This is a genomic window from Vreelandella lionensis, from assembly GCF_002087295.1.
Classification (GTDB): Bacteria; Pseudomonadota; Gammaproteobacteria; order Pseudomonadales; family Halomonadaceae; genus Vreelandella; species Vreelandella lionensis.
Map to the genome: position 1 here is coordinate 1 of NZ_MWVI01000082.1, position 26,349 is coordinate 26,349.

At 52.4% G+C, this 26,349-nt stretch carries 25 protein-coding genes, 4 pseudogenes and 1 other annotated feature; of the genes and pseudogenes, 14 read left to right on the forward strand and 15 right to left on the reverse strand.

Annotated elements, in window-relative coordinates:
* Nucleotides 1-27: 27 nt before the first annotated feature.
* Nucleotides 28-393, reverse strand: coding sequence for a hypothetical protein (locus tag B4967_RS17890; protein WP_139794478.1), 366 nt, complete (start codon nucleotides 391-393; stop codon nucleotides 28-30).
* Between the two features lie 211 nt (nucleotides 394-604).
* On the opposite strand from B4967_RS17890, the gene B4967_RS11475 reads away from it, so the two are divergent.
* Together B4967_RS11475 and B4967_RS11480 are read left to right on the forward strand one after the other, a co-directional pair.
* Nucleotides 605-796 (forward strand): metal-sensing transcriptional repressor, encoded by a 192-nt coding sequence (locus B4967_RS11475; RefSeq protein WP_279384703.1) that lies wholly within the window; start codon nucleotides 605-607, stop codon nucleotides 794-796.
* A gap of 35 nt (nucleotides 797-831) precedes the next feature.
* Entirely contained in the window at nucleotides 832-1,890 is a 1,059-nt protein-coding gene (locus B4967_RS11480) for an MFS transporter (protein WP_479694231.1), read from the forward strand.
* A 1,497-nt stretch (nucleotides 1,891-3,387) separates the two neighbouring features.
* Here B4967_RS11480 and B4967_RS11490 read toward each other — a convergent pair.
* The 3 genes and pseudogenes from B4967_RS11490 to B4967_RS11500 form a co-directional block, all read right to left on the reverse strand.
* A complete protein-coding gene (locus B4967_RS11490; protein ID WP_161491506.1) occupies nucleotides 3,388-4,974 on the reverse strand; it encodes a phosphatase PAP2 family protein in 1,587 nt (528 codons plus the stop codon).
* Nucleotides 4,975-5,413: 439 nt separating this feature from the next.
* Nucleotides 5,414-6,824: pseudogene (locus B4967_RS11495) on the reverse strand (ATP-binding protein).
* A 3-nt stretch (nucleotides 6,825-6,827) separates the two neighbouring features.
* Nucleotides 6,828-7,484, reverse strand: a pseudogene (locus B4967_RS11500) (response regulator); the annotation flags it as partial.
* Between the two features lie 291 nt (nucleotides 7,485-7,775).
* On the opposite strand from B4967_RS11500, the gene B4967_RS19500 reads away from it, so the two are divergent.
* From B4967_RS19500 to B4967_RS11525, 6 genes are all read left to right on the forward strand, one after another.
* Entirely contained in the window at nucleotides 7,776-8,327 is a 552-nt protein-coding gene (locus B4967_RS19500) for a glycosyltransferase family 9 protein (RefSeq protein ID WP_243470536.1), read from the forward strand.
* Between the two features lie 203 nt (nucleotides 8,328-8,530).
* Nucleotides 8,531-8,968, forward strand: coding sequence for a glycosyltransferase family 9 protein (locus B4967_RS19505; protein ID WP_340638753.1), 438 nt, complete (start codon nucleotides 8,531-8,533; stop codon nucleotides 8,966-8,968).
* Between the two features lie 74 nt (nucleotides 8,969-9,042).
* Nucleotides 9,043-9,420: a diacylglycerol kinase gene (locus B4967_RS11510; protein ID WP_217908915.1), complete on the forward strand. Its 378-nt coding sequence runs from the start codon at nucleotides 9,043-9,045 to the stop codon at nucleotides 9,418-9,420.
* Nucleotides 9,402-9,884 (forward strand): hypothetical protein, encoded by a 483-nt coding sequence (locus B4967_RS11515; protein ID WP_243470537.1) that lies wholly within the window; start codon nucleotides 9,402-9,404, stop codon nucleotides 9,882-9,884. Before B4967_RS11510 ends, B4967_RS11515 begins: the two co-directional genes overlap by 19 nt.
* Nucleotides 9,885-10,111: 227 nt before the next feature.
* Nucleotides 10,112-11,779 carry a phosphoethanolamine transferase gene (locus tag B4967_RS11520; RefSeq protein WP_083025302.1) on the forward strand — a complete coding sequence of 556 codons (1,668 nt, stop codon included), beginning with the start codon at nucleotides 10,112-10,114 and terminating at the stop codon, nucleotides 11,777-11,779.
* A 705-nt stretch (nucleotides 11,780-12,484) separates the two neighbouring features.
* On the forward strand, nucleotides 12,485-13,048 hold the full coding sequence (locus tag B4967_RS11525) for a manganese efflux pump MntP (RefSeq protein WP_083025304.1): 564 nt from the start codon (nucleotides 12,485-12,487) through the stop codon (nucleotides 13,046-13,048).
* Between the two features lie 577 nt (nucleotides 13,049-13,625).
* Here B4967_RS11525 and B4967_RS19515 read toward each other — a convergent pair.
* Nucleotides 13,626-13,787: a hypothetical protein gene (locus tag B4967_RS19515; protein ID WP_243470538.1), complete on the reverse strand. Its 162-nt coding sequence runs from the start codon at nucleotides 13,785-13,787 to the stop codon at nucleotides 13,626-13,628.
* Entirely contained in the window at nucleotides 13,787-13,984 is a 198-nt protein-coding gene (locus tag B4967_RS19520) for a hypothetical protein (protein WP_035561789.1), read from the reverse strand. Before B4967_RS19520 ends, B4967_RS19515 begins: the two co-directional genes overlap by 1 nt.
* 149 nt (nucleotides 13,985-14,133) lie before the next feature.
* Here B4967_RS19520 and B4967_RS11535 point away from each other — a divergent pair, with 149 nt between their 5' ends.
* The 3 genes from B4967_RS11535 to B4967_RS11550 all read left to right on the forward strand — a co-directional run bounded on the left by B4967_RS11535 (nucleotide 14,134) and on the right by B4967_RS11550 (nucleotide 16,059).
* A complete protein-coding gene (locus tag B4967_RS11535; RefSeq protein ID WP_083025306.1) occupies nucleotides 14,134-14,403 on the forward strand; it encodes a metal/formaldehyde-sensitive transcriptional repressor in 270 nt (89 codons plus the stop codon).
* Between the two features lie 238 nt (nucleotides 14,404-14,641).
* Nucleotides 14,642-15,019: a YkvA family protein gene (locus B4967_RS11545; protein ID WP_083025309.1), complete on the forward strand. Its 378-nt coding sequence runs from the start codon at nucleotides 14,642-14,644 to the stop codon at nucleotides 15,017-15,019.
* Nucleotides 15,020-15,153: 134 nt separating this feature from the next.
* Nucleotides 15,154-16,059, forward strand: a complete 906-nt coding sequence (locus tag B4967_RS11550) for a cation diffusion facilitator family transporter (protein WP_083025311.1) — start codon at nucleotides 15,154-15,156, stop codon at nucleotides 16,057-16,059.
* 475 nt (nucleotides 16,060-16,534) lie between these two features.
* Here B4967_RS11550 and B4967_RS11555 read toward each other — a convergent pair whose 3' ends face one another.
* The 6 genes and pseudogenes from B4967_RS11555 to B4967_RS11585 all read right to left on the reverse strand — a co-directional run bounded on the left by B4967_RS11555 (nucleotide 16,535) and on the right by B4967_RS11585 (nucleotide 22,047).
* Nucleotides 16,535-16,933, reverse strand: a complete 399-nt coding sequence (locus B4967_RS11555) for a hypothetical protein (RefSeq protein ID WP_083025312.1) — start codon at nucleotides 16,931-16,933, stop codon at nucleotides 16,535-16,537.
* Nucleotides 16,934-17,093: 160 nt separating this feature from the next.
* Nucleotides 17,094-17,402 (reverse strand): hypothetical protein, encoded by a 309-nt coding sequence (locus B4967_RS11560; RefSeq protein WP_083025314.1) that lies wholly within the window; start codon nucleotides 17,400-17,402, stop codon nucleotides 17,094-17,096.
* Nucleotides 17,403-17,932: 530 nt separating this feature from the next.
* On the reverse strand, nucleotides 17,933-18,277 hold the full coding sequence (locus B4967_RS11570; RefSeq protein WP_083025317.1) for a hypothetical protein: 345 nt from the start codon (nucleotides 18,275-18,277) through the stop codon (nucleotides 17,933-17,935).
* Nucleotides 18,278-19,057: 780 nt separating this feature from the next.
* Entirely contained in the window at nucleotides 19,058-19,828 is a 771-nt protein-coding gene (locus B4967_RS11575) for a hypothetical protein (RefSeq protein ID WP_083025318.1), read from the reverse strand.
* 274 nt (nucleotides 19,829-20,102) lie between these two features.
* Nucleotides 20,103-21,026 carry an Abi family protein gene (locus B4967_RS11580; RefSeq protein ID WP_083025320.1) on the reverse strand — a complete coding sequence of 308 codons (924 nt, stop codon included), beginning with the start codon at nucleotides 21,024-21,026 and terminating at the stop codon, nucleotides 20,103-20,105.
* A gap of 318 nt (nucleotides 21,027-21,344) precedes the next feature.
* Nucleotides 21,345-22,047: pseudogene (locus B4967_RS11585) on the reverse strand (integrase core domain-containing protein).
* Nucleotides 21,651-21,770 (reverse strand) — a sequence feature (AL1L pseudoknot). Its footprint overlaps the pseudogene before it by 120 nt.
* A 429-nt stretch (nucleotides 22,048-22,476) precedes the next feature.
* Here B4967_RS11585 and B4967_RS11590 point away from each other — a divergent pair.
* From B4967_RS11590 to B4967_RS11600, 3 genes are read left to right on the forward strand one after another with little or no spacing between them, the layout of a single operon-like run.
* A complete protein-coding gene (locus tag B4967_RS11590) occupies nucleotides 22,477-22,773 on the forward strand; it encodes a transposase (protein ID WP_161491507.1) in 297 nt (98 codons plus the stop codon).
* Entirely contained in the window at nucleotides 22,736-23,614 is an 879-nt protein-coding gene (locus tag B4967_RS11595) for a DDE-type integrase/transposase/recombinase (RefSeq protein ID WP_083025323.1), read from the forward strand. Before B4967_RS11590 ends, B4967_RS11595 begins: the two co-directional genes overlap by 38 nt.
* Nucleotides 23,611-23,871, forward strand: a complete 261-nt coding sequence (locus B4967_RS11600) for an integrase core domain-containing protein (protein ID WP_083025324.1) — start codon at nucleotides 23,611-23,613, stop codon at nucleotides 23,869-23,871. Before B4967_RS11595 ends, B4967_RS11600 begins: the two co-directional genes overlap by 4 nt.
* 33 nt (nucleotides 23,872-23,904) lie before the next feature.
* Here the strand turns inward: B4967_RS11600 and tnpC are convergent.
* The 3 genes and pseudogenes from tnpC to B4967_RS11615 all read right to left on the reverse strand — a co-directional run bounded on the left by tnpC (nucleotide 23,905) and on the right by B4967_RS11615 (nucleotide 26,064).
* A pseudogene (gene tnpC, locus B4967_RS11605) lies at nucleotides 23,905-25,454 on the reverse strand (IS66 family transposase).
* Nucleotides 25,455-25,609: 155 nt separating this feature from the next.
* Entirely contained in the window at nucleotides 25,610-25,855 is a 246-nt protein-coding gene (gene tnpB, locus B4967_RS11610; protein WP_083025326.1) for an IS66 family insertion sequence element accessory protein TnpB, read from the reverse strand.
* Entirely contained in the window at nucleotides 25,852-26,064 is a 213-nt protein-coding gene (locus tag B4967_RS11615; RefSeq protein WP_083025331.1) for a hypothetical protein, read from the reverse strand. The genes tnpB and B4967_RS11615 overlap by 4 nt, the downstream gene beginning before the upstream one ends.
* Nucleotides 26,065-26,349 lie beyond the last annotated feature (285 nt).

Below are 26,349 nucleotides of genomic sequence, written 5' to 3' on the forward strand. Positions count from 1 at the left end.
TGGCCATCGGATGGATGGCCCCAGTCATCAAGCGACGACTGGCCGTGGAGGGCGCTCCAAGCGGTAGACACGACGCAGGGGAAAAGCGCGTCGTTCGCCTAGCCGCATGGCATGACGAACGTTTGGTGCGATGGCAATGTTCGCCCCCAAGCGATCCGCTTGTTCGTGGAAGTGACTGCCGCTCTCATGAGAGAGGTGTCGACCGTCATCGTGTTCATGCCCATGGGTATGCCCATGGCCCTTCTGAACACTCTCATGGTGAGATGACTCAACGCCAACCATGCTCATTGCGCCATGCGCACTCGCTTCGCCCATACTGGTAAGCACCAGGCTAGGCAAAAACAGCAGTAGAAGGGTCAGATAGCCAAGACGGTGGCGCAGCCGATTGAGCATTTAGAGCAACCAAGACAAAAATTGACGATAAAAAATGTAGATAACAATTTGCTTACGCTGTAGATCCGCATAGCACCAATAGATTATCATCCCCTCCAGGGGGATAGGAATAGAATAAGGAAATGAAAATGACAGTACATACACCCAGTCACATCCCGATATCATCAAGCGCTTAAACCGGGCTCGGGGACACCTTTCGAGCGTGACGCAGATGATAGAGGATGGTCGCCACTGTCTAGACATTGCCCAGCAGCTTCATGCGGTTGAGAAAGCTATTCAACAGGCCAAACGTGCCTTGGTTTTAGATCATATCGATCACTGCCTAGAAGATGCCTTGGGCTCTCAGGATCAAACGCAGCGGGCGCGGACTGAAGAGTTCAAGGCCATTGCCCGCTACCTGTAAATGCATCTAAGCTCCCCTCACTTGAGGAACGCTCTATGCTCGATGTACTCGCCCATCGCGTCTATCGCCATCTCTTTTTCGCTCAGGTCATTGCACTGATTGGCACCGGTCTGACCACCGTTGCCCTAGCGTTACTGGCTCATGATCTTGCTGGGGGGCAGGCGGGTGTCGTACTAGGCACAGCGCTGGCGATTAAGATGGTCGCCTGCGTGGGCATTGCTCCACTGGTGGGTGCTTACGCCTCACGCCTACCTCGACGCACGTTGTTGGTTAGCCTCGACTTGCTGCGAGCAGCCGTGGTTTGCGCACTGCCTTTTGTTACCGAAGTGTGGCAAATCTATGTGCTGATCTTTCTACTCAATGCTTGCTCAGCAGGCTTCACTCCCGTTTTCCAGGCGACAATACCGGACATCCTAGAAGACGAAGAGCAATACACACGAGCATTATCCCTGTCACGCCTTGCCTACGATTTAGAGAATCTTCTTAGCCCGATGGTGGCCGCGGCATTGCTGATGGCGATGAGCTTTGATGTCCTGTTTGTACTCAACGCCCTGGCGTTCGTGATCTCTGCCTCACTGGTTATATCGGTGATGTTACCTGAGCCACACCCACTAGAGGAAATTCCCGGTGTTTGGCGTCGCGTTTCTCACGGCATACGGATTTATCTAAAAACACCTCGCCTTCGCGGTCTGTTGGCGTTGAACTTGGCGGTATCAGCCGCCGGAGCGATGCAGATCGTCAATACGGTAGTGCTTGTTCGCTCTATGTTGGGGCTTGGCGAGAAAGAAGTAGCTTTGGCCTTTGCGGCCGCAGGTGGGGGCTCCATGCTGGTGGCCGTACTGCTACCTAAGGTACTGGATCGATTGCCTGAACGACCAGTCATGCTGTTGGGTGGCGTTATCATGGCGCTCAGTCTCTACTTGGGCTGGCTAGGCCCATCGTTTGCGGGACTTGTCGGGCTATGGTTGCTACTGGGTGCAGGCGCTTCGATGGTCATGACCCCTACAGGGCGCTTGCTCAAGCGTTCGTGCCAGACGGAGGATCGTCCAGCGCTATTTGTGCCCAATTCTCGTTGTCACACTGTTGCTGGTTGATCACCTATCCGTTGGCAGGCTGGCTGGGGATAAACCTGGGTCTGACGGGAACGTTCGCTTTGCTCGGGACAGTAGCTTTAACGGCGACAGGGCTTGCGATGCTTACTTGGCCTCGTCGAGACTCAAGAGAGATTGCGCATGAGCACTCGCCTATACGTCATAGCCATCTTCACTATCACGATGAACACCATCAACACGAGCATTAAGGGTGGGAGGGGCCGGAACCTCATAGCCATCCCCACCATCATCCCAGAAATGTGCATCGGCACATATTTGTCATTGATAACCACCATACACGATGGCCTTCGTGACACAATAAGGCTGACAAGTTAATAGATGCATATTAGGTTAAATCACTACGGGTGATGCCTACTTTACTGAAGGCATTCACCCCAGAAGCTTCGCAGGGAACATTTTCCTTCTTGGGCTTAAGGTGCTTGAACGTATCGGCGATCCCTGGGCAGTGGCCAGCCAATTACTCAGCTATCTTGCTGCTGGTGTGGTGTTACCCCCACGTCACACTGACCACTAGACCGTTGGGCGTGCGATTACTAAGCGTAAGGCGTGCGTTTTGGCGCTGGGCCAACTCCGAGACAATCGATAAACCCAATCCACTGCCGGTGGTGCCCTGGCCAGAAGCGCCTAAAGCGCTCAGTGACGTTATCCAAAAGTGCCTCGGGGAGTCCGGAGGACGAGCAAACGCACATCAGCGACTTACACATTTGGTCGATTGGCCCCAATATCCACGCGGCGATTGTCGCGCTCGTCTCACACAGCCCAGAATCGCCTGATATTTACCTGCAGCGCATTCAAGCTCGATGCCCGTCGTTAGTACACATTACAGTCGAACCCCAGCTGTCTCACTGATCCAAAGAAAACTGACAACGGGATGAGTTAACCCTTTGAGCGATGTGAGCCAAAACATGAAGGCTAAGATTGAGGAGTAGCCCGTTCGAATTATGGCGTTGCGGCAGGTCTTTTGTCGGGTCGGCGACATCAATTTGATCGGCACCTATCTGAGCAACAATCCGGTCGAGTCGTTGCACGATGGGCTGACCCACCTTCATATTCAAACGTCCCGCCGACCGCCGCCACACTGTCGGAGTGGCGCTTTCCAAGCGCCGAATGCTCCGCGGAGACAGTCTTGGCGTCGCGTCTGATAGGCTCCCGGCGGTGTATCCCTATCATAAAAGTCACCTCCTCCGGATCAAGGGCTTGGCGCTGCTTGCGTAGGCGTCTGGCAAGCCGGACAAGGTACTTGTGCTCGGTGTTCATGTTGGCTCCAATCAGGGCAGTTGCGATCTATTTCTGCGTCCATACGATGATCGGGATGCAACAAGCTGCCTTCGACCCGCGCCATATAGTGGATTTCATGACGAGATTTTTCATGTCGCTAACATCACCCGGTTGCGCTCCTGATTTTTGGATACATACAGAGTCGGCGGGTTATACAATTATAGTCTTTCACGATTTAATAGGGTGGTCATTTCAGTCCTCTCACCCCGCCGAATCGGCTGGTGCCAGCAGCACAGGCTGGCCATCTTTCCTCCTGCGCAGTGTGCCCGTCAGCCGGAGATCGTGCCGAGAGGGATAGGCAACCCCATGTACCACTGGCAAATTGATCATGCCGACAGCGCGACGAATGACTTCGGTTTCCACGCTCACGAGTAGGATCGGCGTCTGCCTGCCTGTGTCGGAAAGCGCCGTGTTCGACTTCCAGAGGCGCAGGACCTCGCGACTCTTGCCGTCCTGTGCGGGCCGCACCATGGTCAATACCGAAAACTGGCCATCCTGCAGTCGAGGGATCACCGGCAGCGCCTCGGCTGAGACTGCCGGATCGAGATAGCGTGGCAGGGTCTGCAAGGTGAGGCCATCGGCGCGGACCCAGCCAGCAGTGCTCGCAGCTGCCTCGAAGGCAGTAGAGGTTCCCGTCCATTGCAGCGAGAAGGGTTCTTCCGTTTCACCCACCAAGTCGGTTCTACGCACCGGGAGGGTTTGCCAGTCTGCGGTAAGCCAGGCATCGCGGGAAATGACCTGCACAGGTGTCGGGGGCGGCATGTACATGGCCACGGCCTGCGGCAGAGCGCGCCATGAGTGCCAGGCTCCAAATCCGAGGAAAACGAATAAGGCCAGCGCGATCGACATACCTGGCCGGGCCTTGCGTAGGTCTACGCGACGAAAGGCCAGCGCAAAGCATAGCGTAAGCCCGGTTCCCAGCAGCATGCCGCCGACGACATCCGATGGCCAGTGGGCCGAGAGATACAGGCGCGAGGCGGCGATGATGCCCACGACCGCGGCGAAGGCCATGGGCATCACCCTGCGCCAAGGTTGTGGTAAGCCGAACCAAGCAAACAAGGTAAGCAGTCCCATCAGCGTCGCGTCCCCCGTGGCGTGGCCGCTCGGGAAGCCGAAGACCTGGGCGCCCTCGTAAAGTGCCTGCGGACGCGGTATCGCCAGTCCCGCCTTGAGGAGCGTGGCAAGTCCTGAGGCAATGGCGATGCTCAGCACAACCCCTAGGGCGAGGTGCCACTGCCTGCGCAGCAGTAGCCAGCAAGTGACCGCTGCAGACGAAGCGATGATGACATAAGCGTCACCGAAGCCGGTGAGGAAGGCGACGACTTTATCGCCCGGTTCGGTACGCAGGGGGCTAAGGGCTAGGCTAATCGACTGATCGGCGACCGCCAGCCCGCTCCGCCCGGCCACCTCTTGAGCCAGAGTCGCCAAAGCGGCGGCAACAAAGGCTAGCGGGACACCAATCAGGATGAGCGGTTGTAGGTCATGCGAGCGCGCGAGAAGTGACATTGCCAAAGTGCTGACACGTCCCTCGGCACATTTCCGCAATCGCCCGATAAGCCGCAAACGCAGAGCCTCAAGGGCTGGCACGCCCCTGGTCAGCATCAGACGAATCAACAACACAATGGCGAAGCCAGCTCCGAAGATGATGCCGACAAGCACCACCAAACGGATGCTTGCATGCCCTACCAAGCTGAGCCCGAGGCCAGCCACTGCACCGGGGAGGATGTGAGCAGGAGCCCATATGATTGCTGAAGTAATATTTGCCGCCAGAAAGCGAACAGGGGCCATGCCCGACACTCCTGCCATGACGGGTATCACTGCTCGCACGCCCGGCGTAAAACGAGCGATCAGGATACTCTTGCCGCCAGGCGTTGCTGGTATGGATGAGGTTTGGCCGCCCCCTTAGGGGCCATGCCGTAGTAATACCATCGCGCCAATGATGACCGACCCAAAAGGACAGCCCATCTCCTGCGATTGCCCCAAGGGTCGTGGCGATCAGAATTGGCCATAGAGCAAGATGACCGAGACCAATGGCGGCACCCAAGGCAACTAGCAAGGCGGTTCCGGGAACGAGGGCACCGATAACGATGATCGATTCCGAAGCCGCGAGCATGAAAGCCGCAATGACCGCAACCCACTGGTGTTGTTCGAGATACGTCGTCAGCGATGCCATCATTTCCGTGAGCCACATGTCTTTTCCCTTGTCTTGAAGTGATCGAGTCGGAGCTTACGATGCACAGGCATACACACGCTCCCACCTCACGCTAACCTCCAGCCCACTAGGTTCACGGTTGGTGAGGGTAAGAATGGCTTGTTGGCGCTGGACTAACTCCGAGACAATCGATAAACCCAATCGGCTGCCGGTGGTGCCCTGGCCAGAAGCGCCTAAAGCGCTCAGTGACTTTATCCAAAAGTGCCTCGGGGAGTCCGGGGCCCGTGTCTCTCACCGTGAGCTGAGGCAAGCCCTCCCAAAGCGCTAACTCTACCTCTACCTGACCGCCTTCTGACGTATAGCGCAAGGCGTTATCCAATAAGTTACGAAACAGAATCCCCACCTCGATTTCGTCGGCGCGGACCTCCAGCCGGGTTAAGCCTGTTAGCCTCAAGTGCTGATCTCGCTCTTCAGCGAGTGGCCACAGCTCAGCTACCAGTTCAGCAATAATAGGATAAAGATCGATAGTGGCCGATGAGGTTGTGGCCACTTGATCCAATCGAGCCAAAATAAGCAGTTGTTCTACCACCCGCTGAAGCCGTTCCGCACCTATATAAACCTTTTGTAATGATTGCTCTCCTCCCGCCTGCGCGTTATCTAGGTGAATCCTCAGTGCTGCTAAAGGGGTGCGTAATTCATGGGCCGCATCTGCGGTGAAGCGCCGCTCGCGCTCTAACGTTTCTTTCAGCCGGGCGATAAAATCGTTTAGCGATTGACGTAATCCATTAAGCTCTTGAGGAACAGGATTATCGATTTCACTTAGGTCGCGGGCAGAGCGGCCTTGCACCTGACTATAAAGCGCTTGGATAGGGACAATCCCCCGCCGGATAATACGGCTCATCAGCCAAAGAAGAAGAGGTAGCAAAAAAAGCATCGGCAATAAATTATTCCAGGTGATGCGCTCGACTACTTCATCATGAAACGAACCTCGCAGCCCCATGCTGATCCAGGTATCGGTGGTAATATCGAACATGCTGAAAACCCGCCAACGATGACCATCGTAGCTTTCCCAGCGAAATCCCTCCTCTAAAGAAGCGGGGAAAGGCCCTGCATCATTCCATTTGCCCCCTAACAACCTGGGTGAGCCATCTGAATTCCAAAAACCCAGCACTAATGTAAGCTCTTCCTCGTGGTAAAGCTTGGGACTTGATTCAGGGCTGTTCACGGGCACTGCGATACCGTCGCGATATAGCTGGGCCGGATATTCTGGAAGGCCCAGGTGCGAAGCCAGGCGAGCATAGTCGTCAATGGTCGCGTTTGGGTCGAGTTGGCCAGCTACAATCCGGCTATGCAGACTGAGCTGTGTATCGAGAATTTCTTCTAGCTCGTGATCGGTAATTAAGTAGGCAGCGGTAAACGCAACGCCCCCGGCGAGAACCAGGGCAATGGCGAGCGTACGGAGTAGATAACGCCGTATGGAGATCATCGCGCTTTGGCTATCCAAACGGTAGCCAATCCCGCGCACGTTAATGATCAGATGCTTTTCAAGCTTTTTACGCAGATGATGAATGTGAACCTCCACCGCATTGGACTCGACCTCTTCGCCCCAACCATAAAGCAAATTTTCCAAACGGGGACGAGACAGCACTCTGTCGGGGTGCCTGGCTAGCTCTAACAATAGAGCATACTCCCGGCGGCCCAACTTTACGTCTTTGCCCCGCCAACTCACCGCATGACGCGCCTCATCAATACTCAGCGCTCCCAGTGTCAATATCTGCGAAGCGCGCCACTCAGCGCGTCGCATGACGACACGCAAACCGGGCGAGTACCCCCTGCAAATTAAAAGGCTTGAGCACATAGTCATCCCCCCCGCATCTAAACCGCCAATACGGTCTTCCATCGCATCTCGGGCCGTCAAAATCAGAATAGGTAGAGTGGATTGCTGACGGAGTAACTGCAGTACCTGCATACCGTCCATATCGGGCAGTCCAAGATCCAAAACAATCACACTGAAGGTCTCGCTGCCGATAGCACTGATTGCCTCGCGCCCAAGCATAAACCAATCGACCGTGTACCCCTCGCGTTCCAGCGCCGTTTTAATGCCATCCCCAAGCAAGGGATCATCTTCTATTAGCAGTGCACGCATGCTGCTCCCCCAATCTACAAACCTCTATCTTCGCCACTAAAACTTAAGCTTTTCTTAAATACGGCAACGTATCCCCCACAAAGCAACGCATCTGAATTCAACCTGTAAGTCAGCCACCCTTTTTTGCAAACCTTTTACGCAGCTTAACTCTTCTTTAAGTTACTTAGGCTCAAGCTGCTTCTTTCGCCATGGGCAAAGCCAAAGCAGCGCCTTCACTGGCGGTCATTTTGAATCTGCCCTGTCGCTACCGCGGGCAGGTCATTTTCTATTAACTGAATAGAGCGCCATAGTATGGACTTACTAACACTGATTATAACAAACTATTATTTAAAAATAATGGCCCGTTTTGTAGAAAAAAGAATGAAGCGATTTTTACTCGGAGGTATACGGTATATCGTCAAAGCGCCTGCACCAGAAACCATTAATAACCTTGTGGGCATAGAAAAAATTCTCATTATTCGCCCCAATTTTCGTCTGGGCAACGCGCTAATCAGTACCCCTGTCATCGATGCTTTTCGTGAACGTTTTCCTTCCGCGCGCATAGATTATTTAGCGACGGATAAAACATGGCCACTTTTGCAGCAACGTCCTGTTGATCATTTGCATTTACTGTCGAGAACCGCCATTCTCCGTCCCTGGCAGTGCGTGACGCTATTACGCCGCTTACGGGCACAACGCTATGATCTAGCGGTACAAGTGAGCGGAGGTTCAACGAGCGGCTTTATCGTGACCCGGTTAATAGGAGCACGGTACAGCATGGGTTCAGGTAAAGGTCACCAGCGCTGGTACAACATTGAGGCGGAAGTAAGTCATCACATGCCTATGATGCCATCGTCAATTTGACACGCCCGCTCGGCGTTGCTTGCCATAATCGGCCACTGCTCCAGCTAACGGATCAGGAAGGCTATCAAGCCATGACGAAGATACGACAGCTATTCAGTCTGCATAGCGACCACTCATCAGATACAGACTTTATTGCGATCTTCGTAGGCGGGCATCAAAACAAACGTTGGCCGTTGGCATTTTGGCTAATGCTCATCGATGCCATGGAAGCCTGCAAAATACGTTATGTCGTTTTCCTTGGACCGGAGGAGTTTAGGCTTCTAGCCCCTATTGAGCAGCGCTTGATGTCATCACTGTATGGTAGCTTATGCCCGCCGCTTCCTATTCGTCACTTTGCCGCTGTTCTAGGGCGAGCGCGGTTACTCGTGACACCAGACTCAGGGCCTATGCACTTAGCGGCAGCACTCGATGTCGCCACCATTTCCCTAGTACGCCAGAAAAAATCACTCGCCTTCGTACCACGAGAAGCCTATGACACTATTCTGTGGCGCCCAGAGAACAGCACGGTAATAGTCGCTATCAGCGCTAATCTTGACGGACAAAACGCAACCGCTCCCGTTCAACTGGCCTCGGCAACAAACCAACCAACACAGTGGGTTAGAACACCACCCAGCGCTGCCCCTTTGCGTTCTAGCTACTGAATTAAAGCGCATAACTGTTCGTTAAGTTTTGCTCTTTACAGTGACCCTACTGTTACGTTATCGAGAGTACTGTCTTGCCTATTTCAACGACGTCAAAACCTAATGGCACGGGTGTCAAACGCATCTTCCGCGCTTCTATTAATGCAGTATCGGGTTTAAAAGCTTGCTGGATAAATGAGTCTGCATTTAGACAAGAGGTGATGCTATGCCTCGTCCTTTACCCTTTTATATTTTTTGTTAATGCCACTTCCGTAGAAAAAGCATTGCTGTTTTCTTCACTCACCCTTGTAGTGATAGTAGAACTCATTAACTCCGCCATCGAATGCACCATTGACCGTATTGGACTAGAACATAACGAACTTAGCGGGCGTGCTAAAGACATGGGGGCTGCCGCCGTCATGATGACCCTTTTTATGATGATGGGTGTGTGGCTATGCGTGCTGCTCTACTAAATGTTCTCAAATCCGTAGCATCCGTATGGCTTTTATTTCTAATCGTCATGTCGGTCTTCAGTATTTTAAACATAGATTTTACGATAACTGACGTTATATATCGCTTTCAAGGTAATGCCTGGACGTGGAAAGTTGCCTTGATTACCCAAGATGTTCTTCACACAGGCGGTAAATGGCTAAGCTTAGCGATGGGTTTAGTCACACTCCTCCTTTTGATACTAAGCACCGTTGTAACTCGTTTTAAAGCGTATCGCATGCCGCTTTTATATCTTTTTTCCGCAACGCTTCTTTCTACGCTGCTTGTCGCAACGCTTAAACAACTTGTGAACATGGAATGCCCTTGGGATTTAGTTCGCTATGGCGGGGAACGAGACTTTATTGGCTTGCTCAATACACGGCCTTCCTCCATGCCACATCCGCCTGCTTTCCCCCCCGGCATGCCAGCGCAGGCTATACGTGGATAGCCCTCTACTTCTTTTTTGCCGCCATACGGCCTCATTGGCGATGGGCAGGGCTTTCTCTGGGTTTAGGGCTTGGCCTTACGTTTGGGATCACTCAACAGTTCCGCGGGGCGCACTTTCTCTCCCACGACCTCTGGACCGTCATGATTTGTTGGACCGTAAGCTTTGTCCTTTCAAGATTCTTATTACACACCAGCGTTCATTAATCTTTTCATTCAGAGATCTTTTCGATGCGTACTTTGCTATCATTGCCTTCAAATGCTGTTGGCACCGCTTGGCATTATCGCCCCACATTAAGCACGGAGCAGCTTGTCTTATGGGCCGTTGTCATATTCAGTGTTTTTTACAATGTCCCTTTTTGGCAACAAGCCTTTGCTGGCTATGAACCTCTTGCCGTCCAGACGTGGCTAACCTTTGCCACTATGTATTTGTTGATGACCTGTCTTAACTATTTAGCCTTTATTAGCATTGCTTTTCGAACACTGGTAAAGCCCTTATTAACTTTACTTTTTCTGATTGCCGCTTTCGTCAGTTACTTTACTAGCTATTACAGCACCTATTTTGATACTTCAATGTTAGACAACGTGCTTCAAACGGATACTAACGAGGCACAGGAGCTTCTTACACCCGGATTACTGATTCATTTAATGCTCGTTTTCTGTTTGCCAACCATCATGATTTGGCGCGTTAAAATCACACAGACAACTTGGAAGAAGGCAGTGTTGCGTCGCTTAGCTTATTGCCTTGCCAGCACTGCTATATTGCTGTTAGCAATTTTCTTATCTTACCAAGAAGTGTCGTCACTCATGCGCAACAATAAAGAGCTACGCTACTTGGTGACCCCAGGTAATTATATTGTTTCGATGGCGCAGGCCCTTTCGAGCCAACACGCTTCCGCGAATACGGTGCGTTCCCCGGTGGGTGAGGACGCCAGTATCAGTTCACAAGCGGGTGACAAACCCACACTGCTCGTCATCGTGGTGGGCGAAACGGTACGGGCGGGGAATTGGGGGTTAAATGGTTATGAACGCCAAACCACACCCAAACTTGCCCAGCAGCCTGACGTTATCAAATTTTCAGATGTTTCCTCATGCGGTACAAGCACAGCGGTCTCATTACCCTGCATGTTTTCATTACCAGGGCGTGCCGATTACGCTAAATCGTATGCTCAGCAATATGAATCCTTGCTGGACGTATTAGCCCACGCCGGGTTAGAGGTCACCTGGCTTGATAACCAGTCAGGCTGTAAAGGTGTCTGCGACGGAGTGACGACAAAAGCGCTATCGCCAGAAGAGTATGCCTCGTTGTGTCAAGATGGGCGATGCTTGGATGAAGCACTGGTTCAAGCCTTGAACAAGCAAATTAGCGGTACCTCAGCTGATCAGGTTGTTGTGCTGCATCAGCTAGGCAACCACGGCCCCAGCTATTACCAACGCTACCCTGATGACTACGAACGTTTTGTTCCCGCTTGCACCACCGCTGATTTAGCCAAGTGCTCAAGAGACGACATTACCAACAGCTACGACAATGCCATTCTGTATACCGACACTGTGTTGGATCAGGTGATTGAGATGTTAAAGCGTCAGGATGACTACGCAACTGCGATGATCTATCTCTCTGATCATGGTGAATCACTGGGTGAAAAAGGCCTATATTTGCACGGCATTCCCTATGCCATTGCTCCCGATGAACAGACCCATGTGCCTATGGTTTGGTGGCTTTCCAACTCATTTTCAAAGCAGCGAGGACTCGATACGGAGTGCTTACGCCAAGTCTCTGATCAAGCCGCTTCCCACGATAACTTCTTTCACAGCGTGCTGGGGTTGCTTGGCGTAGCAACGGACGTATATCAGCAGGCAGAAGATATTAGCCAAACGTGCCGGAGCCTCGCCAATTAATGAATGCTTAAGTGATCGTTAAGTATTCCATGTCAAGCTGCTCTCCACTCTGCTCAACTATCCTGGTGTATGCACATGGTTTTATCGCATCTATTGGACTCCAACCAAGGTTTTTGGAGACGGCTACTACCCAAAAAAATGGCAACAGCAGGGGGCTTGGTAGACGGTGTCAATACCTCTATACATTCTGCTAAATGGCTTTCCTTTAGAGCCAGTGTTGTTTTAATTACTTTACTCTATCGACTCTGCTGTGGTTAACGGGAATAGAAAGAATCGAGATCATCATCGCCATATTAAGTGTAACGTCAAGTGGTATGTCACAGTTACTTGGACGTTATTATTCTATCAGTGTATTGAAAGTAGTTGAAAATGATTTGATAGATACGCTCGACGCATTAGGAGCTGCAGGAGTTGGAACCTTAATAATTTTATATCTATTGGATTAACACACTTAATGTACGCTATTGAAAAAAAATTCACTTATTAATGCAACTAGGCTAAAAGTAAAGACTGAGGGAAACATGGCTAGCCTATGCTAAGTGTCTTATACAAGACGAACTATATTTTTAACGTTTTGACTTGTTTATCTAGCCGGAAATGATAATGTTGGGAGCCTTTTAATACCCGACGAATTTACTTAAGTATAGCAGTAATTTTGGGTGACTTGGTTTAGAGCGTCGGATTTTCAGCTAGAGACACCATGTCATGACATTTGCCACCATATTGATTTTGGCCTTTTCCATGTCGGCAGATGCCTTCGCTGCTTCCATCAGCAAAGGCGCTGAGCTACAAAAACCCTCGTTTCGGCACGCCATCAGCATTGGGCTGATATTTGGTACTATCGAGACCATAACACCCTTGCTGGGCTGGTTGGCCGGGGTAGCATCGCAGCGCTTTGTGCAGGCTTGGGATCACTGGGCTGCGTTCTCAATCTTATTGGTTATTGGTTTACATATGGTGTATTCGGGCCTATGCAAAGAAGACAAAATAGCCCAAGAAAAGCAAACACTGTGGTTATTGATATTAACGGCTATTGCTACGAGTATTGATGCCATGGCCGTTGGTGCAAGCCTTGCCTTTATTGATGCCAATATCATCGCTACCAGCTTAGCTATTGGTTTAGCCACTACTGTCATGGCATCAATTGGCACCTTATTGGGTCACCAATTTGGCAAATACGTTAGCCACTGGTCTGAGCTGATCGGTGGGTTCGTTTTAATTGGTATTGGCCTGGGAGTGTTAGCCGAACATACTGCTTTTTTTAATTGATCTTTCCTGATCTGTGTCATCCAGAGACAGTGTTAAAGCAATATGCGTAGCAACCCTCTGGGAAAGAGGACTGTTCACGTAGCATAAACGCAGAATCGAACTACTGATGCTTTTCCTTGCAGGTCACCGGAACCGGAGCTTCGAGCTGAAGTGTAGATCATGCTCTTTCGTCTTTGTGCCCAGGATGCGGTATTACAGTAAGTGAAGGATGTTGTCAGCCAAAATGGTCATACAAACGTTTCTTGTGCCTTTTTGTCATGTCACGACGTCCATTTCGTGTGATGACAAATCGATTACAAAGATGTGTCGATGCCTGCCCCTCGGGTGATGGTGAGGATGGCGATGCGGTTCAGACCCCTCCCAGACCTCATGTTCATGCTGGTGATGGTCGTCATGGTAGTGCAGATGGGAGTGCTCCACAGGAGCATGGTCATGCTAGAGCGCCACCGGAACCCGTGACGGCCAGAGACGGGTCGCGAGCGCCTGTTCGCCCAGGCCCGGAGCGGACATAGACCACGGTGTTAACGATTTGCATGGCCCCGGCGACCGAAACCGCTATGTTCAGGGCAAGCATCCCTCACAGCCGGGGCGTTTTCAAGTAGATTCGCATGCCGTGGGAGACCTTGCGCCAGTCACTTAGCGCTTCGTCATCCGCAGTTTGGGGCGACAGCAGGACCACCGAGACGACCAGGAAGGCCAGACTATTGAGCAGGAACAGCACATCGAAGCTCATCACCATCAGCAGCGCGGCAGACGCGAGGCGTAGGCTTCGACCAGTGACGCGATGCCCACATAGGCCACCATCTTAGCCTGCCCGGCCACCAAGTCATGGGCCAGCAGCGCTAGGGCGACCGTCGTTAAACCGTTGCCGACGAGGGCGGTGACCTGGGCCAGGAACGAGTGACGATAGATACGATGAGCCAGCACCTGGAGCACGGGGCCCTCCCCGATGTGTTGCAGTCGGTTACAGGCGGCATGCTGGGATGAACGATTCACATAACTTTCTTCTGTTGCAAGCAAGCCATACTACCCCCTAGTATCTATACTACCTCCTGTACTGTTTCCTTCTCCACAGAGACGACCACATGCACACGATCAAAGACAAAGCGAAGCTGCTAACTCGTGTTCGACGCATTCAGGGGCAGGCAGCCGCACTGGAAAGGCAACTTGCTAAGGAAGGGGATTGCACTGCCGTGCTGCAACAGACTGCCGCGATTCGCGGGGCGGTCAATGGGCTGATGGCAGCCATAATAGAGGGACACCTAACTGATCACATCGTCAGGGAGCCCGAATTGGAGCAGCGGCAACAAGATTTGGACGCGGTGCTACAGGTCATCAAGTCCTACCTCAAGTAGGAGAGAAAGAAGCCTGGCACACAGAATATTCAATATGGATGAGAGCAATGATCAAGCCCGCCACCCGCTCGAAGAAAAGGATCAAAGGCCCTGGCGCGGTACGACCATCACCTACGCCTGGGGTGATTTCTACCATGAGCGATTACAGTTATGCGCTCCGGCTTCCTTGCTGTGTTTCAGCACTGAGGAACTGGACTTGCTTCTTGTTGGTACGAGTACTGAGTAGAGAAAGTCCCTGATGACAACAGAACTAATCTCGAACGCTAAACAATGGGCTCGCACGATCAAACGGGATGTACACGCCGTCTGGCTTGCCGCTCGCGATCAACGTACCCCATGGTTTGCAGAGGTGTTGGCAATGATTGTCGCCGCCTATGCCGTCTCACCTATCGACTTGATCCCCGACTTCATCCCCGTACTCGGCTACGTGGACGACATCATCATTGTCCCACTCGGGATATTGTTGGCGGTGAAGCTTACACCACCAGAGGTCATGAACGAGCACCGAGCAACCGCTGACGCAGCCTCTGAACGCCCGGTAAGCCGCATAGCTGCTCTCGTGTTTATCGCTATCTGGTTCTTCTTCGCCACCTTCTTGGCAAGAATGCTCCTATGAATATATCAATACGTAATGTGGCAGGTACAACCTGCCTTATATTAGCGCGGAAAAAACCTGTCGACCCAATGGCCTGATAGAGGGTAGGGGTGGCTCGCGGGAAGTCTCGTGGGCTAATAACGAAGGAGACATAAATGTCAGACCACGATCATAGCCATAGTGGCGGCAAGACCTTGTTGTTCGCACTGGTCTTCACTACAGGTTTTGCAGGTGTCGAAGTGTTCGGTGGCCTGATAGCTGATTCGCTTGCCCTGTTGTCGGACGCAGGCCACATGCTAACCGGTTCATTGTCGCTAGGGATTGGTGCCTTCGCTGCTTGGCTGGCCAAGAAGCCAGCATCGCGTCAGCACTCCTTTGGACTCAAGCGTGATGAAATCCTCGGCGCTCTGTTTAAGGTGTTTTTTATGTTGGGGGTGATCGTATTCATCGCTTACGAGGCGATCCGCCGCATGGCAGATACACCCGCCGTTGCCGGAGGCATGGTTTTGGCGATAGGCGGGCTCGGTTTGCTGGTGAATATCGTAGTGGCTTGGGTGCTGATGCGCGGGGAGCAAACTATAAACGTCCGCGGAGCGCTTCTGCACGTAATGGGAGACTTATTGGGCTCGGTAGCTGCGCTGGTTGCTGGGGCGGTCATTTATCTGGACGGGCCGCCCATTGCGGATCCGATCCTGTCTCTTTTCGTCAGCCTATTGATACTGGTGTCCGCCATTCGGCTACTGCGTGAGGTCACGCTTGTCTTGATGGAAGGCGTGCCAAAAGGAATTGATGCGCATGAAGTCGGCTGCGCTCTAGTCCGGGTCGACGGTGTCTGCGCTATCCATGACATGCATATTTGGAGCCTGTCATCAAACAGCCAGGCTCTAGTGGCACATATCGATGTGGAAGCGATGGAGCGATGGGAAGAGATACTGCCGCAGGTGCAAACGATATTGCGGGAGCGCTTCGATATTGCGCACAGCACCCTACAACCCGAAGATGCCGCTATCCGCCATGTTTGTGATGCCGATCCTTATTGTGGGGCTGGTAAGGTGAATTAGGAGACTACCGGCAGAAGGTCCCGCCGAGGCTGCACGTAGCAGCCTCAATAACTATAGCGCCACTTGATACCCATTATCTCTATCTGGGAATGTACGCCCCCCTTGGGGAGTCCTGCTCCTGAGCCGCTCAGGAGCGTCCGTATCAACACTTTTGGCAACGCCAAGTGCTTTCCAACGTGCGGCTTGCATTGTTTCAGAGAAACGGTCACAAGGGCGCGCTCTATATAAACTCAACATAGAGATTGTCGCAGCAATTATTGTTTAGTCGCAGCAATTGTTGAAAATGACACCAGCGCCTTGCTAATGACGTTGTTGGGCAGGGGGGGATATTGCACAGTCAGCCCCTAGAAACAGCCCTGCCTGGCGGCTGAGGCTGAGGGGGAACGTTGCACAGCAGCAATTAAAGATGTGAGAAATGCTTTGTTCAGCGTGAAGAGAAAGACCCCTCAAAAGAGAGGGGTCTAGGAAAAGCTCATCAGAACATTTCGAGATTTGGAATGTTATCAGCGGCGGTATCGATCCCTTCAAGAAGCTCGATGCCGCGAGCCAGTGCATTCTGAGCCAGCTCAAAAGCACTAGCGTTAAGACGGGCATTATTATCGTACCTATTGACCTCAACCCCACTTCTTGCGAATTCAACATCGCTCAAAAGGACGGGTTGGCTACCTATCTTTACTTCGACCTTGGCGGACAGCATACCGAAGAACCACTTATGCTCAGCAAAAGCTTCCTTATCGGAATCTGAGTACCTATCGAAGAAGTCCGGGGTCACCACTGGATCATTGTCGAGCATCAGTGTGACGGTTAAGTGGCCATTCGTACCTGTAACGGAGTCACCACAGATTGCAAAGCCGTCAAATTTATTAAGTTCCATGATCGTTCCTCTCTCTCATTCCTGCTGAATTGCAGGTCTCAAGAAGAGATAGGGACTCCACTGACACAACTGGTGAGGCTCTGTGCAGCGCAATGAAAAAGGCCCCTCGATCTTGAGGGGCCTTCAGGATGAAATAAAATCTCGTTAAGCCTCAATGAAACTACAGGTTCTCTCGAAACCCTAAGGCTTTAAGTTTCTTAATAAACTTTTCTGGAGTTATCTCTTTGCCATCCAGTTCAGCCAGTAAATTCAGCACATCTTGCATAGAGTACAGGGCTTTCCAATCATCCTGATAAACATGCAATAAAGGGGAGTGATTACCCCACTGAATGCAGAACTCCCCGGCTGTCCCACCATCGATATGGTACAACCCGATATAAATCTGCTCAGTGGCCCCTGCTGGGAGGCTCATCCCATCCATACTGCTGTTGAGCATGTAACCCTGGAAGCAGCCCTCGAACTCTTTCATACGGTCTCCTTAGTCATTCCTGCCCGTTGCAGGACTCATCATTGGTAGGGCGCAGAGTGACCCTTGGAGGCCTTGAGTGCTAGATGGCCGCAACCAGTCGATAGGCTACAGTATAAAACATGGACGTTTCACGCAGCCGCCCGGTCGAGCATTGACCGAACGTGCGGATTCGCATCCCTACCATCACCTTCGACTCCCTGGGCAGGTCGATTGAGTGAGGCGCCAGCCCATAGAGCCACAGCAGCAGACCGGCTCTCCCCGGCAGTGCAGTGAATGACCAGCTTCACCGGCCTGCGATCGCTGGACCACTGGCGAATCCACCCAGAAATTCTCTGTGCATCCTCGAGCGTCATGGGTTCTTCGCAGCCGAAGCCTTCACCGGGCACGACATGATCAAACTGCATTAAGAGAACATCATCCCCCCCTTTGCCAAGCGAGTTGAACGCTCGTCAAGCCCTCGAATGGACAGGACTACAGTATCGGCGCTTGCTTGCCGGCGCTCGATGTCACGTCGACTTGTATATTCGATGCTAGTGATCATTGGTTATCTCATTCCGGTTGGTTAGGGCATGGAGGGCTTGCTCGCGAACTCGTCCTGCGAGGTGAATCCTCATCGCATACTCGACGGCCGCGGACCGAGATCGCTTTCGTGAAGCCAGGCGATTGATGTGCTGCTGGGTATCGATCACCAGGGCTTGTGCGGCAGCGAAATATCGCAACAGGGTTTCGCGTTGGGGGTACTTAGGATGGGAGCAATCCCATGACAGGCGAATACAAGCCTCGCCAATGACGGACGACCGAGAAAAAGGATTATCCAGATAGTGTGTCACCAGCGTCTCGACAACCTGATCCACCTGCTCAACACGTTGCTGCATGCGATCCCCCCTATTGTCCCCAGGCTCATGAATGGCTGGTTATAGGTAGTTAGGGATGGCAATGACACAGAATGAGAAAGCCCCAACTAGCGACCTAGAAGGGGCTTGAAGGTAAAAACCTTGAATCTGATCAGCTGAAAGCTGCAGATTTGCTGTGCAAGACAGCTTTACCTGGAGCGAAATGCCACAGGGATTCCTCAAGGAGGTTATTATCAGGACTGCTGACGTAAGCGCCCTTGCGTGATAGCCGAAAAGCCCGCGGGCCTTGTCGAAACAACCTGACAATCAACCTTAGAGGTCATCGTGATTAGCAATTTCCGTTTCCCATTCCGTTCAATGAACGGCCTCGCCAATAAGATAGGGACATGGGTGACATCTGGGAAGTTAATATCGGAAAAAATAATCCCCAACCGACAATCTCGCTCAGTTGAGGGAAGGCTGGATAGGCAGGATTTGGCGGCCATGATCTTATTTCGAGCTGCCGTTAGTAGAATCAATTTCACAGGCGGGGAGCGCCCGAAAGGATCGCTTCAATGTCTCGCGATCGGTAATCGCAGTGCCCACCATGGCGCGCCCCAGCGGCGCCCGCCTGAGTAAAATGTCTATTTCAGCACTTCTCCTTTATCTATCTTGTCTAGGCAGCATTACTGATAAGCTAGGTAGCTTGTGGGTTTGGTTGAAATCGATTGTGACATACCTGTCCGGTAGCTCCTCGCACTGACCGACAAGCTGGCGACCGCTTTCTCCCGGTAAGTCGATGCGAACGTCAATGTGTCCTATCTATCTTCTGCATCGCATCTGCTCTCGAACGACCGAGAAGGGGGCCACCCATTGGCCATGAGGGTTTCGTCGAAGTTTCATCCAATAATATTCGATAGGCTTCATCCTGACGCCTTTCGGTACTGAGTTAACCCCGAAGCACAATAATCTATTCAATAGAAAATTCACGTTGTCGAGACGACGACGATTCAGCCCGTTGTTGATGATCCCTTCCCCGATGAGTTGTGATAACGCGATTAAGGCTCTAAGCGTAGCTTCATCTAGCGGTGGAAGAGGCATACCGTCTCTACCATAGCCCGATAAGGTGAGGGGGGTTTCCACAAACTGAGCTTGTCGATGAATCAGGCTATGGCGATACTCTATTGTAGACACGTAACAAGTCAGCATTCCTTCCCAGGTGCAGGTTTCCTCGGTTAGGATCACGCCATTCAGCGTACCGCTCATTGCGAGACGAGCCTTTTCCTTAATTGGCCAGAGCTTAGCTTCCCGCTGAGGTTTTATACCTTGTTCCGCCAGCGCAAGCTCGATCGTAAGATCAAGCACCTTCCAGGCTGCTCCAAACGCCAATGGCAAGAAAGCTGCACGTAGGCTGTCCTCTCGATTGGCTTGAATGTGGCTCGCCCCGTTCTGTATAACGTTTTTTCCTCCATCAATTAGGGGACGTATATCGATGTAGCTTCCAGATGTCTGGGCTGTCAGAGGTAAATACCGGTCAAGAGCAAAACGTTCAAAGGCAGTCTCTGCCTCGTACTCATTAATGTTAGTGATCATTGGTAGGGCCTATTACAAGCTACTGTTTAAACTTAAATCAGCTGGATGTGGCACCTAACTCACTTAGATTGGCAACAGTTTGGCGATTCAGACAGTCAGTCTTGCCCAGCTACCCTCCATTTCAACAGGGACTTCGATCCAAGTGAGGCGCAAACGACCGGCTACTTTCGCCAAGGCCTCGTATTCTGCAACTCCCAGGCAGCGTAACATCGTACCTTTCCCTGGATAATAAGGTGTTTCAGGATACTCTCTGAAAATTAGCTTCGGGTTGTATTCAGTTCCAGTACGGTCGTGTTTCCCACTGAAAGGGAATCCCTATTGACTGAGGTGTGATGCCGGCTTTTGAGAGCGTCGCAACTGGCAATGTTCTCATAACTGTCTTGAAGCGATCCTGCCAAGTTGTTGATGGATCGATCGCTTTCAAAAGTGCTTGGAGCGCGACGGTCCGGGAAAAGAAAAATCCTTGATCAGGGTTGCCTGGAAACTCGGAGTGGATAGCATTCGCGCTTTGAGGGCTGTCAGCGCCGACATTATTATTCCAGACCCTGCTATGGTGGGCACAATTATTACGCAGCATGGTTGTGCTTTTGAGCCACGACACAATGACCTTTTCATCGTAGCCAAACTGTGTAGCCACTCGCCTCCGATGTTCGCGATCAAGACTGGCAAGCAACCGCGACATTTGGCCAATGCTTAACTCCTCCAAGATTGTCCAGATCGGCGGATAAGGCGGCGTATGGTAAGTGTGGTAATAGTGCTTAATGGGGTTGGTAAGTCTCAATCCAAGACGTTCTTCATGAAATTGCGGTGCGCTTCCATGTCCTTGAAATGTTTGGTTTTTGAGATAGAAGTGGGGGCCGCAGTCTTTGTCATTGGCCATAGCGTTAACTATGGCGGATCTGAACGCGACTTCTACTTGTTCAATAGCGTCAAGGAGCACTAGCCGAAGACTACGATCGAACTCGTAAAGCGCAAGAATATCGTCAAACCTTACACCCGGATAAAAACGTTTTTGATCATCCTGCAGCGGCCGCGTATAAATGAGCAGCTGGTAATACCCGACAAACTGAAGGACATTAAGTGCTTGTGATTGCTGACCTTTGGTGATGAGGCCCTTGGCGCGAAGATGACGAAGGTGGGCGTAAGAGGATTTTGCGGGTTTTGTGAAGTTTAGTTGTGGTTGCAGTTGTGGCCCCATACATTCTTTTACCACTAAAAAAACTAACCCCCTGGTGCGCAGTCAGGACGAATCCTGTGAGGCGTGGGGGTTATTCTTATCTTAAATAGTAGGCTTCTACTGTTCTCGTGTCAATCTAGACTGTTTCCTATCTTGAATGGGTACCCGTCCCAGGGGGAACCTTGGCTGAATACAAGTCCACTTGCAGTAGTAGACTTCTACTGTGCCCATGCCAATCTAAGCTGTTTCTTATCCGTAATGGGTGCTCGGCCCAGGATGAACCTTGGCCAGGACTAGCCTTGAACCGCCCCGGTTATTCCGGAGACCGGTTTGTTTGAGTCAAGCAGCTTCACCCGACTCCTCCAATTGACGATAATACGTCCTCTCTCGTTCTGCTGGTGAAAACGTTTCCGATGGGTTCCTGTAGTCGGCGATTGTTGAACCAGTCAACCCATTCCAGCCTGGCATACTCAACGGTATCCAGCCCCTTCCATGGGCCACGATGGTGAATCACCTCCGTTTTGAATAGGCCGATGATGGTCTCGGTCAGTGCATTGTCGTAGGAGTCGCCGGTGGTGCCGACTGATACGGGTCTGCCCGCCGTTCAGGATCAGCTTCAAGTGCCTTGTGGTGGTAATACGTCGATGGGGCGATTTGGCAGCTGGCTCCAAATCGACTCGACCCCGAACTGAGCACGATGCTCGTCGATAAATGACACCATCAATTGGGTTTGCGGTCGAGCTCCGCCTGTGCGCGAAAAAAGCAGCCGCCTTACGGAGAATTTCCTTGGCACGCTTCAATTCGACGTTTTCACGCTCTAGCTGCTTGAGTCGTTCATTTTCATGCATGGTTAGCCGAGCTATCTTCCTGCGTGAGTTCTGAGCGTTTGCACCAGACTCTTAAGGTGTCTGGTGTACAGCCAAACTTGCTGGCAATGGAGCAGATCGCCGCCCACTTGGACGGGTATTCGCCTTTCCTGTTCAAGGACTAATCGAACAGCTCGCTCCCGGACTTCTGAGGAATATCGTTTTGGGGAGTTCATGACTCCATCCTCTCAAGATATGGAGTCTCCGGTAAGCCGGAGCGGTTCGACGCGCCCGGCAGGAATTGAATCTGCGACCTTCGGCTTCGGAGGCCGGTTTCAGTCGCATACGCATCCTTCCTCCTCATCGCCAAAAAATCATAAATTTTTTTAAAAAACAATTACTTAAAACAAAATCAATGCTTTCTAACTCTTCACTATCACACCAATTAACGCCATTCTTTGTCTTTTGTCGTCACAATGTTGGCACACACCGTGACTTTTTCGCGTCCTGATTTTTACCAGATTTGACCTTTGGTCAACGCACAATATGTGCTCGTTTGCATGATTTGGCTACGCATAAAACGCGAGTAGCCCCCTCTGTCAGCCTAGTTGTCCGGTTGGCGATATCGCCTAAACTCAATCCAGAGGGAGCGGTATGGAATTCATGTGCCACGTTATTCTGAAGAGCGTAAAGCCACCATCCTGAAAAAGTTATTGCCGCCCCACAATCGCAGTGTGGCGTCGGTAGCAACGGAAGAAGGCATCTCCAACGCGACGCTGTATAGTTGGTTAAAACAGTGTCGAGAAAAAGGAGTGCCTGTGCCGGGTTACACCCAAGGCGACAACGAATGGTCACCTGACGCCAAGCTAGCCGTTGTCATCGAAACCGCGCCGATGTCAGAAACAGAGCTTGGCGCTTACTGTCGTGAAAAAGGCCTTTATCCCGAGCAAATCCAGGAATGAAAGGCCGCTTGTCTCGAAGGAGCTGGTCGGCAAGAAGAGCAGGCAAAAGCAGCGCAGAAACAGCGCAAAGAAGACCGAAAGACCATCAAGCAGCTCAAAGCGGAAGTACGGCGCAAAGACAAGGTGCTGGCAGAAACAGCGTCGTTGCTGGTGCTTTCAAAAAAGCTCGAAGCCTTGTACGGCGAGGATCCGGACAGCGGCGAGGACGACTAACGCCTCTCAAGGAACGTGCAAGGCTCTCGCGCTATTTGACGAAGCGGTTGTGGGTGGCGAGTCCCGTTATCAAGCGGCTGCCGTGATTGGCATAAGCGAACGCACACTGAAGCGGTGGCGATCTGAGCGCGGCGCTATTGTCGAGGATCAGCGTCCGCATGCAGGGCAAAGCAGGCAGCCGCATCAGCTGACGCATGAGGAAGAGCAAGCCATTTTGAACACGTGCCATCGCCCCGAGTATCAGAGCTTGCCGCCGTCTCAAATCGTTCCTTTATTGGCCGACGAAGGCGTCTATCTGGCCTCCGAATCGTCGTTTTATCGGGTCTTGAAAAAGCATCATCAGCAGCACCATCGTGGCCGTATGAAACCACGTCGTTCAGTCCCCGAGCCGACCAGCTTTACGGCTACAGGGCCAAACCAGGTCTGGAGCTGGGACATCAGTTATTGTGCCTCCGTTGTGCGAGGTCAGCACTGGCATCTTTACCTGATCATGGATATCTACAGCCGCAAAATCATTGCTTGGGAAGTCCACGACACGGAATCGAGCGAGTTGGCTAAACAGCTTTTGGAACGTGCCTTGCTGCGAGGGTTGCTGACATCAGCCGCCATGATAACGGAGCACCGATGACCTCCTATACGCTCAAAGCGAGACTAACAGAGCTGGTCATGTTGATGTCTTACAGTCGGCCGATAGTAAGCAATGATAACCCTTACTCGGAAGCGCTGTTCCGTACCGTCAAATACTGTCCAGCGTGGCCCACCAAGGGCTTCGTATCGCTGGGCGCGGTACGAGAATGGATGCTAGCGTTCGAGCGGGCTTACAACGAACAGCACGTGCACAGTGGCATCCAGTATGTCACGCCAGCGGACCGTCATCGCGGGTAAACTATCCACTAACCCTACCTATGCAGGCTGCGTTTAGATCGGTAATGTCTCTTTCCACTGCCAGGGCAGCAGCGTGTTGAGGTCATCATCATCGAGGGTGGGCAGTGTCGCGAAGACATACTGCAAGCAATCGTAAGGCGAGAGACCATTGGCTTTGGCGGTTTCGATCAGGCTATAGATCGCTGCGCTGGCATGAGCACCGCTCGGGGTGTGGCTGAACAGCCAGTTTTTACGCCCCACCACGAACGGACGGATAGCGTTCTCTGCCGGATTGTTGTCCAGCGGGATCAGGCCATCGTCTAAGAACCGGACCAGGCGGGGCCATTGGTTGTCCAAGTAGTGCAGGGCTTTACCCAGCGCACTCTTGGGTAGCACCTGGGCCAGTGACTTGTCGAGCCAGGTGCGCAGTTGATCGATGAACGGACGGCTCTTCTGCTCACGCAGCGCCTGACGCGTGTCGGGTTCAAGAGCCTTCGCCTGTTTTTCCACGCCATACAGCTTACGGATCTGGTTCAGTGCCCAGTCTGCTTTGCCGGTTTTGCCTTTGGGCTGTACTTTCTGGGCGTCCACGAACTTACGCCGGGCATGCGCCCAGCAGCCTGCATGGGTGATTCCATTACGGCGAACGATCTCGGCATAGCCTTCATAGCCATCGGTGAGTAAGCGACCCGCATAGTCGCCCAACAGATCAACGGGCACCCGTCCGGCGCGGCTGGCGGCGTAGTCGAACAAGACGACTTGCTGGCCCGGTGGGCCACCGCGCTGCACCCACATGTACGAGGTGGCACTGGCAGAACGGTCCGTTTCTTGGTTGACCTGGAGCGTTGTCTCATCCATGTGGATCAGCGGGGCATTTAAGCGGTGTTGACGCAACGTATCGATCAGCGGGGTGATCCGTTCTCCCACCTGCACCATCCAGCGTGCCAGGGTATTACGGGGGATCTCGGCGCCATGGCGGGCAAAGATCTGGCTTTGCCGATACAGCGGTAGCGCGTCCTGGTATTTGGCCGTCGCGATATAGGCGAGCAGCGTGGCGCTGGCATTGCTCTTTGGCAACAGCTTGGCCGGCGCTGGGGCCGTGTTGACGCCCTCTTCGCAACACGGGCAGGCACCACGTGCAGTTCCTCACTAACCTCTTCACCGATCACCTTGAGCGCGGTGCCGTCCTCGTGGCAGTGGCGAGCATGATCGGGTAATTCATGCACCACCTCGACGCGCGGCAGCTCCGGTGGTAGCGCCACCCGCCCGCCGCGCGGGCGACGCTTAACAGGCATGGTGGTGTCGGTCGTCGCGTCATCAGCCGTGGCGTCGCACGCCGATGCATCGCTGTCTTCCTCGTCAACCGCCACTTCCGCTTCATTGATCAGAAGATCCTGCTGGTCGACACGGTACTTCTCGGTAGAGGGGCCGAACTGACGTTCCAGGGCAAGCCGGAACTGTTCAAACAGCGACTGTTTGGTGGACTCCCACTGCGCTTCTTTTTTCTCCATCAACGCCAACAGCCGCGCATTTTCAGCGTCAGTAGCAGCCAGCTTGCGCTCAAGCTGGGTGACCGTCGGTGAGGAAGCGTTGGTGTTTTTCATACTGCCTAGTGTACCAAAAACGTCACCAACATAGGAGCGTTACGGCTATCCAATCCGCTAAAAATTCAACGCTTTGTGAGGTTGCATAGCCTTCAGGTTATAGCCATCCAGCAACCAGTTAAGTTCTTGACCGGTTAACGTCACGGTCTCGTCCTTCAGGTGGGTGGGCCATTTAAACCGTCACGTTCCAAGCGCTTGTACCACACCACAAAGCCCTTACGTTCCCAGAATAGCAGCTTCACTTTATCGCGCTGTCGATTACCGAACACGAACAGCGCTTGATCAAACGGGTTCAAGGCCATGGCTTCCTGCACCAACAGCGCCAAGCCATCGATTTGCTTTCGCATATCGACGGGCTCTGGGCACAGGTAGATCTTTAGGTCAGTGCCTGGACGAATCATGTGACGACCTCCACCGCGACAAACCGTGCGGGACGACAACGCGGAGGCACGGGGAAGCCTTGCACGATTAACCGTTTTTCCCACGCCATCAGGTCGGCGAACGTCACGGCTTGCGCTTGAGCATACGCACTTAACGGCAGCGGCAACGCGGCGGCATAAGACAGGTGGCCTAACCAAAACGCTTGAGTGGAATTGAGTTCGCGGCTCATGATGATCTCCAAAATCAAAGAGACCATCAGTGTGATCAGCCAACGTTAAGGTGGGTAGATGGGTTTTATGGCGCGCTTACGGAAGAGCTGGACGCTATTGCCTTGGAGCTGAATATGCGGCCTCGAAAATGCTTTGATTTTAAATGTCCAATAGAAGTGATGAGCGAGCTGATGGCTAAGTACCGTGAAAGCTCATCAACCATCAATGAGTGTGTTGCACTCAGAGTCTGCATCCGCCATTGTATATCCTGATAACTTCCTGAATCCGTGAGACCGGCCCCCGGA